Annotated in this window: 15 protein-coding genes; 6 read left to right on the top strand and 9 right to left on the bottom strand. The window is 42.9% G+C overall.

Annotated features, from left to right (window positions below):
• Positions 1-33 precede the first annotated feature (33 nt).
• Positions 34-1170, top strand: coding sequence for an acyltransferase family protein (locus QE417_RS13085; RefSeq protein WP_311950628.1), 1137 nt, complete (start codon positions 34-36; stop codon positions 1168-1170).
• 77 nt (positions 1171-1247) lie between these two features.
• Here QE417_RS13085 and QE417_RS13080 read toward each other — a convergent pair whose 3' ends face one another.
• From QE417_RS13080 to QE417_RS13065, 4 genes are all read right to left on the bottom strand, one after another.
• A complete protein-coding gene (locus tag QE417_RS13080) occupies positions 1248-1685 on the bottom strand; it encodes a hypothetical protein (protein ID WP_311950626.1) in 438 nt (145 codons plus the stop codon).
• Positions 1686-1742: 57 nt separating this feature from the next.
• Positions 1743-2234 carry a hypothetical protein gene (locus QE417_RS13075; protein ID WP_311950624.1) on the bottom strand — a complete coding sequence of 164 codons (492 nt, stop codon included), beginning with the start codon at positions 2232-2234 and terminating at the stop codon, positions 1743-1745.
• 292 nt (positions 2235-2526) lie between these two features.
• Positions 2527-2670, bottom strand: a complete 144-nt coding sequence (locus tag QE417_RS13070; protein ID WP_311950622.1) for a hypothetical protein — start codon at positions 2668-2670, stop codon at positions 2527-2529.
• A complete protein-coding gene (locus QE417_RS13065) occupies positions 2667-3584 on the bottom strand; it encodes an IS1595 family transposase (RefSeq protein WP_311950620.1) in 918 nt (305 codons plus the stop codon). The genes QE417_RS13070 and QE417_RS13065 overlap by 4 nt, the downstream gene beginning before the upstream one ends.
• A 122-nt stretch (positions 3585-3706) precedes the next feature.
• Here QE417_RS13065 and QE417_RS13060 point away from each other — a divergent pair, with 122 nt between their 5' ends.
• Positions 3707-4123 carry a hypothetical protein gene (locus tag QE417_RS13060; protein WP_311950618.1) on the top strand — a complete coding sequence of 139 codons (417 nt, stop codon included), beginning with the start codon at positions 3707-3709 and terminating at the stop codon, positions 4121-4123.
• 47 nt (positions 4124-4170) lie between these two features.
• Here QE417_RS13060 and QE417_RS13055 read toward each other — a convergent pair whose 3' ends face one another.
• A complete protein-coding gene (locus QE417_RS13055) occupies positions 4171-4611 on the bottom strand; it encodes a hypothetical protein (protein ID WP_311950616.1) in 441 nt (146 codons plus the stop codon).
• Between the two features lie 243 nt (positions 4612-4854).
• Here QE417_RS13055 and QE417_RS13050 point away from each other — a divergent pair, with 243 nt between their 5' ends.
• Complete coding sequence (locus QE417_RS13050) at positions 4855-5199, top strand: carboxymuconolactone decarboxylase family protein (RefSeq protein ID WP_311950614.1); 345 nt, start codon at positions 4855-4857, stop codon at positions 5197-5199.
• 3 nt (positions 5200-5202) lie between these two features.
• On the opposite strand, the gene QE417_RS13045 is transcribed toward QE417_RS13050, so the two are convergent.
• Positions 5203-6720 (bottom strand): serine hydrolase, encoded by a 1518-nt coding sequence (locus QE417_RS13045; RefSeq protein ID WP_311950612.1) that lies wholly within the window; start codon positions 6718-6720, stop codon positions 5203-5205.
• A gap of 97 nt (positions 6721-6817) precedes the next feature.
• Between QE417_RS13045 and QE417_RS13040 the strand changes: the two genes are divergently transcribed.
• The gene (locus tag QE417_RS13040) at positions 6818-9001 is read left to right on the top strand and encodes a S9 family peptidase (protein ID WP_376717527.1); all 2184 of its coding nucleotides are present in this window, start codon (positions 6818-6820) and stop codon (positions 8999-9001) included.
• A 337-nt stretch (positions 9002-9338) separates the two neighbouring features.
• Here the strand turns inward: QE417_RS13040 and QE417_RS13035 are convergent, their stop codons facing one another.
• Positions 9339-10649 carry an amidohydrolase family protein gene (locus QE417_RS13035; protein ID WP_311950610.1) on the bottom strand — a complete coding sequence of 437 codons (1311 nt, stop codon included), beginning with the start codon at positions 10647-10649 and terminating at the stop codon, positions 9339-9341.
• A gap of 24 nt (positions 10650-10673) precedes the next feature.
• The gene (locus tag QE417_RS13030) at positions 10674-13769 is read right to left on the bottom strand and encodes an amidohydrolase family protein (protein WP_311950608.1); all 3096 of its coding nucleotides are present in this window, start codon (positions 13767-13769) and stop codon (positions 10674-10676) included.
• A gap of 244 nt (positions 13770-14013) precedes the next feature.
• Here QE417_RS13030 and QE417_RS13025 point away from each other — a divergent pair, with 244 nt between their 5' ends.
• Positions 14014-14460, top strand: a complete 447-nt coding sequence (locus QE417_RS13025) for a cytochrome B (protein WP_311950605.1) — start codon at positions 14014-14016, stop codon at positions 14458-14460.
• A 78-nt stretch (positions 14461-14538) separates the two neighbouring features.
• Here QE417_RS13025 and QE417_RS13020 read toward each other — a convergent pair whose 3' ends face one another.
• Positions 14539-15915: an NHL domain-containing protein gene (locus tag QE417_RS13020; protein WP_311950604.1), complete on the bottom strand. Its 1377-nt coding sequence runs from the start codon at positions 15913-15915 to the stop codon at positions 14539-14541.
• A 300-nt stretch (positions 15916-16215) separates the two neighbouring features.
• Between QE417_RS13020 and QE417_RS13015 the strand changes: the two genes are divergently transcribed.
• Positions 16216-16650 carry a DUF4920 domain-containing protein gene (locus QE417_RS13015; protein ID WP_311950601.1) on the top strand — a complete coding sequence of 145 codons (435 nt, stop codon included), beginning with the start codon at positions 16216-16218 and terminating at the stop codon, positions 16648-16650.
• The last annotated feature ends 3 nt before the right edge of the window (positions 16651-16653 follow it).

Genomic DNA, 16653 nt, shown 5'->3' with positions numbered 1-16653 from the left:
CGGTAAGCCTGTCTATATTTAAGCCAACCACTTATGAGTCAAGCTTTCAATTCTGTACAGCCTAACCGTTTGTTATCGCTCGATGTATTTCGGGGCCTAACCGTTATGGCCATGATCCTGGTGAACAACCCGGGCGATTGGGGTCATATTTATGCCCCGCTCGAACATGCGCACTGGCATGGCTGCACGCCAACCGACCTGGTTTTCCCCTTCTTTTTGTTCATTATGGGCGTATCCATAGTATATGCCATGCAAACCAAAAAGGCCGATCCCGCTAATCATGCTTCGCTTATTGTAAAAGCACTGCGGCGCACCCTTATCATTTTTGGTTTGGGTATTTTTATGTCGATATTTTTGAATTGGGATTTTGCCACGGTACGTATACCCGGCGTGCTGCAACGCATTGCGGTAGTGTATTTGATATGCAGTTTGCTGTTCATTAAAACCGGCGTTAAGGTACAAGCGGCTTTATTAGGCTTGGTGCTTATTGGCTACTATGTTATCATGAACTATGTACCGGTGCCGGGAGTTAATCAACCCAATCTCGAACCTGAAACTAACATAGGTGCTTGGCTTGACCGTGCCCTTTTAACCACCAACCACCTTTGGAACCAAAGCAAAACCTGGGACCCGGAAGGTGTTTTAAGCACACTGCCGGCCATTGGTACCGGGCTTTTAGGCCTGTTAACCGGCACCTTGATAAAGCGGCCTGATACCAATAACACAACTAAGATTAATGCCCTGCTGGGTGCAGGCTTTATATTAGCCGCGCTTGGCCTGTTGTGGAATTTGTGGTTCCCCATTAATAAATCGTTGTGGACGAGTTCTTATGTGCTGTTCTCGGGTGGGTTAGCCATCTTGGTTTTTGCGGCCTGCTATTGGTTAATTGATATACGAGGCTATCGTAGTTTTACCAAGCCATTTTTAGTGTATGGCCTGAACGCTATATTTGTATTTGTAATATCGGGTTTGATGGCTCGTGGACTAAACCGCTGGATGGTAAATAACCACGGCAGTAAAACCAGCGTGAGTAGCTTTCTTTATCAAAGCTTTTTTGCACCGTACTTTTCACCTATTAATGCCTCTTTAGCCTGGGCATTGGCTTTTGTGCTAATGTGGTTAATTATTTTGTGGGTGATGTATAATAGAAAAATCTTTATCAAGATATAGTAGTGTTAAGCAGCTGCATGTGCAATTCCCCTCTTGGGGGCAACAACATACAATATTACACTAAATGCTTTTTAACTTTAACTCCATCCAAGTTTATAAATTATATATGCAGTAAGTAAAGCAATAAAGATGCTCCAAACATTAGACCACATCCATTTCCAAATAGACTTCAATTTAGATACAATAGCATTTTGTTTATTTTGTGTATTGGTTGGTGGGTTACTGGAAAAGTTGAGAGTATCTTTTATAGACAAATCTGAATGAGTAACCCCACCATGTATTATATGGCCTACATGATTGGTATTGTAAGTTGATCCTGATTTATCTGATTTTCCAACTAAAAAGTTAAGCCCAGTTTCTGAAACCAAATAATGATTTTCTCCATTGTATCTGATATAATTTTGATCGTAGCAATACAAAACCATTTGTTTAAAATCTTCGGTGCTATTATCTTTTAAAATTATGTTTTGACCTCTATGGTCTTTTATGAACTTTTTTACTAATTCGCTATTCATAATCTTGTTTAGGTTTATGTTGTAATAATTAAGCAGGGCTGCAACCCTGCTTTTTTGTTATTTATTAGTTTCAGCAAACACACAAGGTACGTATGCCTGTAATTTAACTTGCTGTTTTTCTGTTAAATCTCTTTCCTCATGTGCTAATCTAACTTTGACAATCTTTTGCTTTGTTAATTTTTCAATATCATCACTATCTAATTCCATTACCGCTACAAACAAATAATAGCCTCCTGAAATATAGGAGCAATCTACTACAGTATTTGCTTGGTCTGATAATATAGTTCCATCCTCCAGTTTTAAAAACAATTCTTTTGCTCTATAATCACTTGATGAACTTTTGCAATTCACAATGACTTTGTTAAAAGTAAACCCTTTTGATATGGTTCTATAAAATTGGACGTTTATCTTTTCTCCTAAACTTGGAGATTCGTATTTAACAGATTGTCTAAACTCGTCTGTTTCTTTCTTTATGTCTTTGCAATAATCTTTTTGGGCAAAGCATGTAGTTGCAGCCAGTAGGCTAATGGATAATAATAAGGTTTTCATTATGTGAGAATTTAAGGGACAAAAAAATGACGTGACTGATATTATCTTTCGCCGTCCCAAGGCTTCTCACGGCCTATCACACGAAAAGATACAGCCACGCCATTACTGGCGCACTTATACCTCGGACGTGTGATGCTGTGTTTGTGAGAATTTAGGACAGCACTCCGATGTTAGTACAGTATTTATTTGCGGGGAAAATCCGCAAGGCTTGGTTTATTTTACTTCATACGTATGATTTGCAATTTGAGTAAATCTAAGGGAGTTATATTAAAAAAGCAATAGGTGTTTTGCCCTATTGCTTTTTCTCTTTATCCTTGTCGTCTACTGGTTTGGGTACAGTAACTAAAAAGGCTAAATCTTTGTTGAATTGGTTAAGGCTAACGGGTGTTACCTCAACTACCTTTTCTTTTTTTACATACTTTCTTTTTTCTTTCATGCTGTAAGGGTGTTATATTTCAATCTACCTACCATGTTAGTTAGTATGTAATCAAAACGTGATGATGTGCTGAATTTTCGGGTGTTGTGTCTAAGCGTAAATTCTTGCGCGTAAGCGTTTGTATGCTTTTCTGATATTTGGTGATAGATGCCGATAATACCACGCTTAAACTGGCTCCAAAAGCCGTCTATGTGTGCAGTATGGAAGTGTTGACGTGCGTATTCCCCCTTTTCGTGTGCAACGCTTTCATGTTTAACCCCTGCTATGTGTTTATAGGCTCCGTGTCCATCGGTAACTAAAGTACTACCTACTTCAACCCAACGTCTGATAAGTGGGCGTAAATTCTCTTGATCTTCTTTAGCAACAACACCAGTAACTAATTTTCCGTCACGTTGCACCATACCGAACACGGGCGTTTTATTTACCGCACCTGTACCGTTTGCATTTGCTTCGTCACGTTTCTTTTTATGCTTGTTAGAGTTTTTACCACCAACAAATGTACAATCAGCCTCAACAATACCTTCTAACTTTTCAGTAGGAACATTAAAGGCGTAACGTAATCGGTGTAACATGAACCAGGCTGACTTTTGAGTTATATCTAAGTCACGTGCTAACTGATGTGATGATATACCTTTCTTATGGCTTGAAAACACGTACAAGGCCATGAACCATTTCATTAAAGGCATATTGGTGTCTTCAAAAATAGTTCCTGTTTTTACATTAAAGTATTTGCCGGTATTCTTGCATTTGTAACGGTTAAGCTTACATACATAAACTTTGCTTTCAGGGTCGAAAGGGCTTACTACATTACCGTTCCATCTTGTTTGGGTTAAATGGTCGATACATGCTTGCTCATTTGGGAACACTGCTAAGAAATCGTGAATGCTTTTGAAGTATATGTCTTGCTCTTGCATAGTGTAAATATCGGCTTAAACAATTGCAATTGCAAATATTTATGAGTTTTTATTTACACCAAAAAAGATTGTTGATTACCATTGTAATTATGTAGATATTCAAAAAATAAACCTCTCATAAAATGACAAGCCTTACGCCAATTCAAAAACTGGATGCTGTACTCGATTTTATATCAAAAAGAGATTTGATAGACGTACATGAAATGGCAAATAAAATTAATGTAGATTATAATGAATGCTTTGAAATACTGGAACGATTAAAAGACGACAAGAATATAAAGCCTAATTCAAAACAGGGAAATAGTCTTGAACCCGCATATACATGGTACAGTATTACTTTTGATGGGAGATTGCTTAATCAGACGGGAGGATATAAAGGTAAATTTGATAGAGAAAACAAATTTAATCCTCTACAAAAATTGAAGGTAGGATTATTAAACGCCGCTGCTGTGATTGCCGGACTTTATTATCTTTTAGAGATAATAAGAATTTACATTGCTCCGTTATTTCCTCATTTTTTGTTTTGGCAAAAGAATTAAAAAAGCGTTTAATTTGTTTCAGTGTATAATAGTATAAACCCATGATTTTAAGAATTAATTAGTTGGTTATAACGATTATTCTTGCTATCGGTGTAATTATCGAACCTTTCTAAAAAGGAAATTACTAAATCATTTCTTTTAGAGTTTATTTCGAAACAAATATTCTTATTGGTGGCAAAATAAACGGTTCCGTTATTCTCTTTATAAAAGAAAAGTTCATCAACTAATTGTTCCCTTTCCCTATTCGGGAAACGTGTGTCAAATACATATTCATAAACATTAAAAAATACCCTGTTAGCATTAGCGGCAATACGTGATTTTATAGTAAACTTTTCTGCACCAATTTTTATATCTAAAATCCCATCACCGTCATTTCGTAATACTTTTAAATATCCTATATCTTCGTAAGAATTAATAGCCTCATTTATCCGTTTATAAACAGATACAACTGATGATTCTAAAGTTTCAATGACATGATTTGCCCACATGGTATTTATGTATTTTTTTAACCATAAATATATGTTTCTTAATGTCCTAAAAAAAGACTTTAAAAATTTTGGTGTATAATAGTATATTGATGCCCTCTTGGGAGGGGTGGGGGTGTGTCCTTTCGAATATGTAAAACTTAAAATGTCCCCTGCCGTTGAAATTGACAGTTCCGTTTCCAATCACACCAAAAAAAATCACGAACATTGCACAAAATAACTTAATAACCCAATAACTATACTCCCATGGGACAACTCATAGATGATTTTAATGGCTACCGTACCAAGATGAACGATAGGATCATGGAATCGGCCAATACCAATATTAAACGCTTTTTTGCCTTAGATACCACCACCTATGCCGACGGCGCTCTTGACGTAAAAACCAAAGAAATGCTGGGCCTGGTTGCCAGTATGGTGCTCCGTTGCGACGATTGCATTAAATACCACCTCGGCAAATGCCACGAAGCCGGTGTAAATCATGCCGAAATGAATGAGATATTTATGATAGCCAATTTGGTTGGCGGTTCAATTGTAATTCCTCACTACCGCCGTGCGGTTGAGTATTGGGATGAGTTGAATGCGCAATAAACCCTACTTCTTTTTAAACTCATAAGGCGTATACTCAATAAAATCGGCTACCTTAACCTGCAGGCTTATTACCTTATTGCCCTGAACGGTGAACGGGAAAACTGCACGGCCAAATTCTGCATCGGAGAAGGTGGCAAAGAAACGGTTGCCGCCCAATGGTTGCAGTTTAGCAAATAGTTTAGGGTGATGCTCAAAGCGTATCTCAAGATCGTTTACACCTTCACCTTTACTTATGGTAATGTTGCCGTACAGGTCGTTATTGTATTTTCCGGTGTAATCGTTAATGCTCAAGGCCGGGCGCAGGTTGAGCAGGGTGCTGTCGCGCCATGCTTTTTCGCGTTGCAGGGTGCGTTGCTGACGGGCTTTGGTCTCGGTTAGCTCAGTATTGCCATGATTACGAAACGGCTGTTTAAGGTAGGCATCAATAATATCAAGATTAAGCGTTTCGATGAGGTTGTTTTGATCGGTATTGGTTAAAATAACTATGCCCAGGTTTTGATCGGGCACCAGCGTAACCGATGATACAAAGCCGTTTACCCCGCCTGTATGCATTACTACCCGGTGCCCACTATAACCCTGTAAAAACCAGCCTAAGCCGTAAGCGCTAAAGCCACCGTCTTCGCCGCCTCCTACCAGTATTTGCGGTTGTCGGGTTGCACGTATGGCCGCTGCCGGAATAACTTCTTTTGGGCCAACCTTGCCATTGGCTAATAAGGCCAGCAACCACTTACACATATCATTGGCCGATGAGCTCATACTGCCAGCCGGGGCCAGGTTGTCAATTTGCGGATACGGTATAGCGGCCAACCGGCCATCGATCATGGTATGTGCGGCCGATTTATTGAATGAGGTAGCCAGGTCTTTTGATAAAACAGCCGTACTGCTCATGCCAAGCGGAGCCAAAATAGTTTCTTTAATGTATTGCTCCCAAGGCTTTTTAGTAATGCGTTCAATGGCTTCGCCGGCTGTTAAAAATGCCGCGTTGGTGTACCCCCAACGGCTGCGGAATGGGTACATAGGCTTTACATGGCTCATTCTCTCCATCACCTGTTCGCGGCTGAGGTCGCTGGTCCAGTAAGTAAAATCGCCCTGAAAAGTTTCAAACCCAATGCGGTGACAAAGCAGATCGCGCAGGGTTACCATATCTGTCACCTGCTTATTGTCGAGCTTAAACTCGGGGATGTATTTAGTTACCTTATCATCTAAATTAAGCTTGCCTTGTGCTTGCAGCATGGCTAATGCCGTGGCGGTAAAAGCTTTGGTATTGCTGCCTATCATAAACAGCGTATTTTCGTCAACCTTGGTGGCTACGCCCAGTTCTTTAATGCCGTAACCTTTGCGTAGAATAATGCGGCCATCTTTTACAATACAAACAGTAGCACCGGGCACCCGCCAGTTAGTAAGCGAGCGGTTGATCAGGTTATCCAAACTATCGGTTATAAACTTATTACGGTTTACGTTTTGGGCATAAACACCGTCAAAAACAATACAAAAGGCAAAAAGCAGTAAGAATTTTTTCATATTGGGGCAATCCGCTTTGTTTTAAAACATTAATTTAACGCAAATTTTATAGCGGCATTATACAACGCCGCTAAGGTATTGTAAAAAGATATATAGTATGAACATGAATTTTTACCGCCCTGTTTTAAGTGTTTTGATAATGGCTTCGGCTATGCTTACAGGTAATGTAGTTAAGGCCCAGGGAGGTTTGCAGTGGGCTAAAGACGGTTATCATTATTACAGCATCCAAAACGGCGAAATTGCCGAGCTCGACATCAGGGCTGCCGATAAGAAAAATGTAATTATTAACCAGCAGGCACTTACTCCCGAAGGTAAGGCAACCATACGGGTGCGCCGTTTTTCGTTTTCGGATGACAGGCAAAAAGTACTCATTAACACCAACACCAAACGCGTTTGGCGGCAAGATACCCGCGGCGATTACTGGCTATACGATCTTCAAACCAAAAAGCTTGCCCAAATAGGTAAAGCCCGCCCGGCATCAACGTTAATGTTTGCCAAAATATCGCCTGATGGCACCAAGGCTGCTTATGTGAGCGAACACAATATTTATGTAGAAGATTTAGCCAGCGGTGCGGTAAAAGCCTTAACTACCGATGGCACCAAACGCTTGATTAACGGCACCTTTGATTGGGCTTACGAAGAAGAATTTGACTGCCGCGACGGTTTTCGTTGGTCGCCCGATAGCCGCACCATTGCTTACTGGCAAATTGATGCGACCAAGATCCGCAACTATTTAATGCTGAATACTACCGACTCTACCTACTCATTCACTGTTCCGGTTGAGTATCCGGTATCTGGCACCGATCCAAGCTCGTGCAAAATAAAAGTGGTTAATGTAACTGATGGCAAAACAACCAACATCAATGTTCCGGGCGATGCTATACAAAACTACATACCCCGCATGGAGTGGGCTGGTAACAGCAACGAACTTATTTTACAACAGCTTAACCGCGCTCAAAACGAAAGCAAAATATGGGTATGCCCTGCAAACGGCGGTTCATCAAAAGCCATTTATACCGAAACCGACAAGGCCTGGGTTGATGCCAAAGCTGCGCCCGAGGGTTGGGATTGGATAGAAAATGGCAAAAAATTTATTTGGCTGAGCGAAAAAGACGGCTGGCGCCACGCTTATAGTATTGACCGTAGTGGTAAAGAAAAACTGCTTACCCCCGGCAAGTACGATGTAATGAGCCTCAACCTCATTGATGAAACCAATGGCTTTATTTACTTCATGGCCTCGCCCGATAATGCTACGCAGAAGTACCTTTACCGCGTAAAATTAAGCGGCGGTGCCCCGCAACGCGTTTCTCCGGCCGATCAGCCGGGCTCGCACCGTTACGATATTGCGCCGAATGGTTTAGTGGCTATCCACTCATTTAACAATAGCTACACGGCCCCAGTGCGCGAAACCATTGGCCTGCCCGCCCACAAACCACTTGATGGAAAACCAACTGCCATTAAGGTTGATGCAGCGGCAGCCGCAAATAAAACCGAGTTTTTCAAAGTAACCACGGTTGATGGCATTAGTATGGATGGCTGGATGAAAAAGCCCACCAATTTTGACCCGAATAAAAAATACCCCATCGTATTTTACGTGTACGGCGAACCTGCCTCGCAAACCGCAGCCGATAGCTATGGTGCGGGCATGAACTTTGAATACGCCGGCAATATGGCTGATGATGGTTACATCTACGTATCGATGGATAACCGTGGTGCCCCGGTAGCCAAAGGCCGCGAGTGGCGTAAAGCTATTTACCGCAATATTGGTACCCTTAACGTGCGCGACCAGGCCATGGCCGCCAAAGAACTGTTTAAAAACTATAGCTTTATTGATACCTCGCGCGTGGCTGTTTGGGGTTGGAGCGGCGGCGGCTCATCAACCCTTAACCTGATGTTCCAGTACCCCGAAATTTACAAAACAGGCATTGCTGTGGCGGCAGTAGGCAACCAGCTTACTTACGATAACATTTACCAGGAACGCTACATGGGCGTGCCTGTAAATGAGGAAGCCCGCTCGTACTTTATTAAAGGCTCGCCGGTTACATATGCTAAAAACTTGAAAGGCAACTTGCTTTACATACATGGTACAGGCGATGATAATGTACACTATAGTAACGCCGAACAATTGATTAACGAACTGGTAAAGTATAATAAGCAATTTCAGCTCATGGCGTATCCTAACCGTACGCATGGAATATCAGAAGGTTTAGGTACCAGCCAGCATTTAAGCACGCTGTACACCAAATTCCTGAAAGAACATTGTCCGCCGGGAGGCAGATAGACTTTAAGCGTCTGCTCTATTCAGATTTTCTACTGAAAACCGCGAAATTACCCGATAATTTCGCGGTTTTTTGTTGTGTTCAATTTTGGTGTTTTTTGAAGGGTTGAACACGGCACAATCCTGCAGTACCTCTTTTGCGAAAGTTTTTCATACATAGCATATGAGCCGCTTGCGCAAAACTTATTATAAAAAGTACAGCGCTAAATTAGGATAAGGGCAACCGCTTGTAATATTGCAAAAACAGAATTTCTACCAATAGCATCGGTGTAAAAACATAAAACCCTTACGCATTTGCGGTAAGGGTTTTATGTTTTCGTTAATCAACGTATAATAACGGCTATTTTACGCCATACTTTTCGCTGTAACGTTTGTATAGCTGCTTGTGCAGGTTATCGAGGCTAATGCTTTTGCCTTGAATATAAGCATTTTCCACATCGAGTGTAACCATGTCCAGTGCGTCGCCTGCCGAAATAAACAGGTTGGCATCTTTTCCGGTTTCTAAAGTACCGGTAGTTTTATCGATACCTAAAATTTTGGCATTGTTCAAGGTAATCATAGATACGGCTTGCTCTTTGCTTAACCCGTAACCCACCGCCTGGCCAGCCTCAAAAGGCAAATTGCGTTGACGCCAGAAACCGGTACCGGTTAAGCCGTACAACACGCCTGCTTCCTGTAACAGGTGAGGTAATTTGTAAGGCAGATAAACATCGTCTTCGTCCTTATCGGGCAAAGCCTGGGTTTCCCTGATAATTACAGGCACGCTGTTGTCTTTCAACACATCAGTTACCAGGTATGATTCTTTACCACCTACAATAACTACCTGCACGCCCATTTGCTTACCAAAGTTTACCGCCTGAATGATCTCTTTTGCGCCATCGGCAATTACGAACAGCTTTTTGGTGCCGTTAAATAAGCCGCTCATGGCTGCTAAACGGGCATTGGTGACAGACGGCTTGGCCTGTGCATAAGCTTTAGCTTCAGAAAATAAGCTTGTAATACCGTCAATTGCTTTTTGAGCACGCTCGGCAGGAGATTCCTGACCGGCAGCACCCGGAGCACCAAAGCCACCACGACGACCACGACCCACACGGGTAACAGGCCAGGTTAAGTGCACGGCAATATCCGTTTTATAAGCAGCATCTTCCCAGTTCCAGCCATCCAGCATCATTATCGATGATTGGCCTGATATAACACCGCCCTGCGGTGTTGGCTGTGCCAGTAAAACACCGTTTGAACGTACGGTTGGAATAACCTTCGAATCGGTATTAAAAGCGATAAGCGAACGTACATGCGGGTTCATTTCGCCGGTTTCGGTTTCATCATCAGTAGCACGGATAGATTCGAACTCTACCAAACCCAATGAAGTTACGGGGCAAATAAAGCCGGGGTATACTTGTTTACCGCTGGCGTTTACTATGGTGGCTCCGGCTGTATTTGGTGCTGAGCCTTCGCCAATGGCGGTAATTTTTCCTTTATCAAAAGCAATGTAGCCATTGTTAATTACCTTGCCGTTGCCCACATGTATGGTAGCACCTGTAATTACAATGGGGCCTGCTTGCGGTTTAGCCGGCATAATGGTGGCCTGGCCAAACGCGAGGACTGTGGTTAGCATCAATCCTCCAAAACCTAAAATAAATTTCTTTTTCATGTTGATTTCTTTGAATGGATTGGATTATTGATGATTTTCAGCTGATACCTGTTTTTTCATGCCGTTGTAATCATCTGCAATAACGTAGGCGGCATCTTCAACACTTTCGCACTCGTACAAACGCGGGCGTTGGAAAGCCGGACGCTGGGTGGCAGCACCACGACCTTTAGACTCGATCATTTTTTGAACAATGCGGCCTGCATCAGCTTTCATAGTTTTTTGTTTTTCGGCATCTTTTGCATAATCCCAGTAAGGTACACCATCAACATAAGTTTTTTCAACTACGGCGTAAATAGAAAGTGGGTTGGCCGACCATACTACCACATCAGCATCTTTACCTGGTTTTAAGCTACCAACTTTGCTGTCAATGTGCAGCATTTTAGCCGGGTTAAGGGTAACCAGTTTAAGAGCATCCTCTTCGCTTAGTTTACCATAGGTAATTGCTTTTGCAGCTTCCTGGTTTAAGCGGCGAGCCATCTCGGCATCATCAGAGTTAAAACCGGTTACTACACCAACTTCGTGCATCAGTTTACCATTGTATGGGATAGCCTCGGCAACTTCGTATTTGTAAGCCCACCAGTCAGAGAAGGTAGAACCTGCAATTTTGCGGGCCTTCATTTTATCGGCTACTTTGTAACCCTCCAAAATGTGGGTAAAGGTGTTGATCTTGAAGCCCATTGAATCGGCCACGTGCATCAGCATGTTAATTTCTGATTGTACGTAAGAGTGACAGGTAATAAAGCGCTTGCTGTCCAATATCTCCACCAGTGCATCCAGCTCTAAATCGCGGCGGGTGGTGCTGCCTTTAACGGAACGTGCGGCTTTGTATTCTTTGGCGCGGGTAAATGCATCAACATAAACCTGCTCAACACCCATACGGCTTTGCGGAAAGCGTACGTTGGCATCGCCGAAAGATTGTGTACGGTTCTTTTGGGTTACGTTTTCGCCCAGTGCAAATTTGATAAAGCCATCGCTGCCTTCAAATTTCATTTGCTCGGGCATTACACCCCAGCGCAATTTAATTAACTGGGTTTGGCCGCCAATGGCATTGGCCGAACCATGCAGAATGTGTGAGGTAGTAACACCACCTGCCAGCTGACGGTAAATGTTTACGTCTTCGGCATCAATAACGTCGGCAATACGCACTTCTGATGTTACCGACTGCGTACCCTCGTTAATACCGTTTGAGGCGGCAATGTGCGAGTGCTCATCAATGATACCTGCAGTAATGTGTTTGCCTGTGGCATCAACCACTTTGGCACTGCCCGCTGCAAGGTTTTTGCCTACGGCTTTAATTTTGCCGCCTTCAATTAACACATCGGCGTTTTGAAGAATACCTTCTTTTTCGTTGGTCCAAACGGTAGCATTTTTAAATAAAGTGGTTTCGGTTTTAGGCACTTCGGTATTACCAAATGCGCTGAAAGGGTAAACCAATGGACCAACAACAGGGGCTTTAGCCGTTTGTTCTGCACCCGGGCTACGGCCTCCGCGGCCGCCACCAAAACCACCTGCCGGAGCAGCTCCGGTATAAGTAGCTGTCCAGCTAACCGAACCACCATCAGGCAGTGTACCTGTACCACGCAGGGCCAGCGGTGTTGTTGAAGTAATGTACCCGTTTAAACGGATGTTGCCCGAAGGCTTGTTTTTAAGATCAAAATAAAGGCTAACCAAGTCTCCGGTACGCACTATGGTACCTTGTGTACGGGTACTATCGGCACCGGTGCGGTTAATGTTAGCAGTGTAAGCACCCGGTGTACCACCTATAACTAATGTGGTATTAGCTAAACCGCTTCCGCTTAGGGTGTAAGTACCGCGAAGGTCGCTTACATCCATTTTGCTAACCACGAATTTTTGGCCTTGTACCCAGTTTTCATAGATCACGTTATCGGCCTTAAACAAGGTGCCCGAGGTGATAATAAAGTTGGCCAGTTTACCTTTTGCCAATGTGCCTACCTTATCGCTCACGCCTAATATTTGCGCCGGAATTTCGGTTAACGACATGAGGGCTTGTTTCTCGCTCAAGCCATTTGTTATAGCTGTGCGCAGGTTGGTCCAAAAGTCGCGCGCGTTGGTTAAGCCGTTAGAGGTTAAGGCAAAGCGGATACCTGCTTTTTCTAAAGCGGCCGGGTTGGTTGGAGCAAGTTCCCAGTTTTTTAATTGGGCGTAGCCAACGTTGCGGGCATCAAGGGCATCCTCAACATCAAATGCTGCCGGGAAGCTTAGCGGAACAATAAAGCTTGCGTTTAAAGCTTTAACCGCATCTATACGCTGATACTCTTGGCCATCGGTTTTGTAGATGTATTGTTTGCCAAACTCTTTGGCAATTTTATCGGCACGAAGGATACTTTGCACATCACTTACCTCAAAAATTTGAGGCAGGGCTTGTGTGCGGTTAAACTCGGCTAATGAAATATTGTATTCCTTTTTTTGAGTTTTGTACCAGGCCGCATCATAATAGGTTTGACGCAGTAACGCAATGCTGCCCATTAATGATGATGGGTAGTTAGTAGCAGCAGTACCTTTGCTAAAAGAGTAATTAGCAGCAACTTCGTCTTTTACCAAAACTTCGTTATCGCTGGCATTAGCCAGGGTTAATACTGCCGATGTGCCGCGGGCAATACCGTCCTGCACTAAAGCTTGTACGGCACCAAAACCGTTACGTTTTAATTCCTCGGCACGGGTAGGGTTTACGTGGAACATTTTAACCGCCATCACATCGGGGCGAATGGCTTCGTTCCAACCGTAAGGACCAGGTTTGGTTGATACCGGTACAGCGGCGCGGCCAAAGCCGCCAAAGCCGCCAGCCTGGCGCGGGGCTTCGGGCATGCCGTAAGTGGTATAAGCATCAATTAAGCCCGGATAAATATATTTTCCTTTTAAATCAACGGTTACATATCCTTTAGGAACCGAGCCTGCGGCACCTACCGATTCAATATAACCATCTTTAATAATAAGCGTACCATTGGTAATGGTTTGCCCGGCGCTAACCACAATGTTTGCATTGGTGAAAGCGTATTGCCCCGAACGCACGTCCCATGAGCCATTTACAGGATAACTTTCCTGCGAAAAGCTTTGATGGGTGAGGAAAAGGGCAAAACAAGCGAGTAAAAGTTTCTTCATTTTGCAGTTTTTAGTTTTAATCGTTTAAATATATTCAATAAACTGCCAAATAATATATGGCTTTTATGTAAATAGCCTGATTGTTACAACTGTTGCAAAACAATTGAGTGAAAACTAAGTATTCGGCCTTTCTATTGATGGATTTCTAAATCAAATGGAAATACAATTGCCCAACAAAGTTGCTTACTGCGTTAAAGGATGTTGATTTTAAATTGTCGTATATTTGGCACAAACTTTTTAACACATGTCTGCATACCAAATTATTAAATACCTGCACTCAGGTTTGCGTTTTGTTGTACTGATACTAATTGTATTGGCCATATTACAGGCTTTAGCCGGATGGCTGGGTAACAAAACCTATTCACAAGGTAACCGCAAGCTTAATATGTTTGCCATGATATCGGCCCATACCCAATTTTTGTTTGGTTTGATATTGTATTTTGTTAGTCCGTTTGTGCAGTTTGGCAGCAATACCATGAAGGAAGCCACCACCCGCTACTGGACAGTTGAGCATATTGCCATGATGTTATTTGCCATTGTATTAATAACTATTGGCCATAGCAAATCTAAAAAAGCGGTTGTACCACAGCTAAAGCATCGTGCTATTGCTATATTTTATATACTGGCAGTTTTAATTATCGTCGTAGCTATTGTTCAAAGCAAGCGTCCGTTTTTTGCTATAACTGGTTGAGCTTTCAATTAAAATTTCAAGATAAAAAAAGAGCGCTGGCAAAATTACCAGCGCTCTTTTTTTGTAAAGTAGAAGATACTATTGCACTACAATTTTGCGAATGCGATTATTGTTCATGTCGGCAACGTAAATGTTTTTAGCAGCATCAACTGCAATGCCCACCGGACCCGAAAACTGCGAAGTAGCCCTGCCGCCATCTGCAAAGCCCTGGGTATCGGCCTTACCTGTTAACGTGTAAAGAATGTTTGCGTTTGATATTTTAAGTACGCGGCCGCTTTGGTCGGTAATGTAAATGTTGTTTTGCGCATCGAGGGCAATACCTGCGGGGGTATTTAATAAGTTTTTGGTTGCTGTATTGCCAACAATAGTGCTTACAGCGCCTGCGGAAGTTATTTTACGTAGTAGCGCGTTGGCTTGATCAATAACAAATAAATTGCCGTTAGTATCAAAAGCCACACCTACCGGGCGGTAAAAAGTAGCTACGGTTGTAGCATCGCCATTGGCAGCGCCTGCAGTTCCTAAACCGGCAAAGGTTGTAACCACCCCGGCTGATGTAATTTTACGGATGCGGTGGTTATTGCGGTCGGCCACAAATACATTGCCCTGGGCGTCGGCAGCTATTCCTTGCGGTGCATTAAAACGCGCTGAACTACCTGTTCCGTCGGATACGCCCGGGGTTCCGTCGCCGGCTAAAATGGTAACCACCCCGGCCTGGGTAATTTTATAAACTGCGTTATTGCCCTGGTCGGTTACGTACACGTTTGAGTTAGCATCAACAGCAATACCCTGCGGACTGTAAAACTGTGCCGTGGCGGCTGTTCCGGCAGCAAAGCCTACTGTGCTGCTACCTGCAAAAGTACTCACTACGCCTGCCGGGGTTACTTTACGAATGATGTGATTGTATGAATCGGCTACGTAAATGTTTCCTTGCCCGTCAACAGCTATACCTTGCGGGTTGCCAAAACTTGCGGCTGTGCCTGTGCCATTGGTGCTGCCCAGGGTTGCGCTGCCTGCCAACGTGCTGGTAGTAACAGTAGTATCGGCACCGGTTGCGCTGGTTTTAAAGGTGATAACACTGCCGTAACCCACACCGGCATTATCTTGTGCATAGGCGCGCACATAATAGGTTGTATTGGGTGTTAAACCCGTTAATACACTTTTGAAATTATATGTAGTGCCATCGGTGGTTTTTGAATCGGTTATGGTTGGGTTTTGATTAGTAGCACTGTAACAAACTCCAACAGCAGTAATACTGAACGAAGAGCCGATGCCGGTTACATTCCCGGATACCTGCGCACCAGTAGACGTTACATTAGCCAGCACCGGAACAGTTTCGGATGTTGGTGCAACATCCGGAGTGTCATTGCTTTTATTACAGGCCGCAAAGGCCATAGTAAAGGCTATAAGCCCTGTTGCTAAACTATTCTTAACCAACGAAGATTTTTGAAAGATCATAAAAGTTTATTCATTCAATTACACATTTACGCACAAGCTTGATACGTACAAAACACGGGTTTTGCAACAAAGCAAAGCTTAATAACGCGCTAAATTACTTATAATAAAAGCAGTGGAGAAATTGAGCTTTAATTATCCTGCTAATTAAGCAACTCTTTATGGTTATAACATGTTGGCAAGTGTTAAATATTGTTAATAAAACCGCTTTTGCAAATACCGAAACCAAAGGCTTTTAAACTTTGTTGTATGAGTATGTTTGTATCAACCAAAAGGCTACTATCAGGGATAATCTTTATCTGCATGTTTTCAGTTACGGCATCAGCACAAAAAAAGGTTGCCCTGCCGCATGGCATGGTGTACGGAACCAAACCCGGCAGTATTGGTCTTAAGAAGGCTTCGGAACTCGAGGATTTTATGGGACGCCGTACCCGTATCAGTGCCGTAATTGTGGGAAAAGTATTACGGGTTACTAAACCCAAAGGCGGCTGGTTTGAATTGGATGCTGATAGCGGGCGGGTAATACGTGCGCACTTCAAAAATTACAATGTAACCTTACCTGTTGAATTAAAAGGCCGCGAAGTTATTATTGAGGGCGTAGCCGCCAAACAATTTATAGCCGATGACCAGCAGCATATGGCAGGTGATACTGTGGTAGGTAAAAAGCAGCACGAGGCGCTTGCCAACCCAAAAAAACGATTGGTTTTTGAGGTAACCGGCTTAATGATCAATAAGTAATCT

This window comes from Mucilaginibacter terrae (assembly GCF_031951985.1).
Taxonomy (GTDB): domain Bacteria; phylum Bacteroidota; class Bacteroidia; order Sphingobacteriales; family Sphingobacteriaceae; genus Mucilaginibacter; species Mucilaginibacter terrae_A.
The sequence above is the reverse complement of the archived record's forward strand: the minus strand, read 5'-3'. Positions and strand labels throughout refer to the sequence as shown.

What these genes read in the sequence shown, in the direction of transcription:
- QE417_RS13085 (WP_311950628.1), top strand. Translation starts at nt 34, where the DNA reads ATGAGTCAAGCTTTCAATTCTGTACAGCCTAACCGTTTGTTATCGCTC.
- QE417_RS13080 (WP_311950626.1), bottom strand. Translation starts at nt 1,685, where the DNA reads ATGAATAGCGAATTAGTAAAAAAGTTCATAAAAGACCATAGAGGTCAA.
- QE417_RS13075 (WP_311950624.1), bottom strand. Translation starts at nt 2,234, where the DNA reads ATGAAAACCTTATTATTATCCATTAGCCTACTGGCTGCAACTACATGC.
- QE417_RS13070 (WP_311950622.1), bottom strand. Translation starts at nt 2,670, where the DNA reads ATGAAAGAAAAAAGAAAGTATGTAAAAAAAGAAAAGGTAGTTGAGGTA.
- QE417_RS13065 (WP_311950620.1), bottom strand. Translation starts at nt 3,584, where the DNA reads ATGCAAGAGCAAGACATATACTTCAAAAGCATTCACGATTTCTTAGCA.
- QE417_RS13060 (WP_311950618.1), top strand. Translation starts at nt 3,707, where the DNA reads ATGACAAGCCTTACGCCAATTCAAAAACTGGATGCTGTACTCGATTTT.
- QE417_RS13055 (WP_311950616.1), bottom strand. Translation starts at nt 4,611, where the DNA reads ATGTGGGCAAATCATGTCATTGAAACTTTAGAATCATCAGTTGTATCT.
- QE417_RS13050 (WP_311950614.1), top strand. Translation starts at nt 4,855, where the DNA reads ATGGGACAACTCATAGATGATTTTAATGGCTACCGTACCAAGATGAAC.
- QE417_RS13045 (WP_311950612.1), bottom strand. Translation starts at nt 6,720, where the DNA reads ATGAAAAAATTCTTACTGCTTTTTGCCTTTTGTATTGTTTTTGACGGT.
- QE417_RS13040 (WP_376717527.1), top strand. Translation starts at nt 6,818, where the DNA reads ATGAACATGAATTTTTACCGCCCTGTTTTAAGTGTTTTGATAATGGCT.
- QE417_RS13035 (WP_311950610.1), bottom strand. Translation starts at nt 10,649, where the DNA reads ATGAAAAAGAAATTTATTTTAGGTTTTGGAGGATTGATGCTAACCACA.
- QE417_RS13030 (WP_311950608.1), bottom strand. Translation starts at nt 13,769, where the DNA reads ATGAAGAAACTTTTACTCGCTTGTTTTGCCCTTTTCCTCACCCATCAA.
- QE417_RS13025 (WP_311950605.1), top strand. Translation starts at nt 14,014, where the DNA reads ATGTCTGCATACCAAATTATTAAATACCTGCACTCAGGTTTGCGTTTT.
- QE417_RS13020 (WP_311950604.1), bottom strand. Translation starts at nt 15,915, where the DNA reads ATGATCTTTCAAAAATCTTCGTTGGTTAAGAATAGTTTAGCAACAGGG.
- QE417_RS13015 (WP_311950601.1), top strand. Translation starts at nt 16,216, where the DNA reads ATGTTTTCAGTTACGGCATCAGCACAAAAAAAGGTTGCCCTGCCGCAT.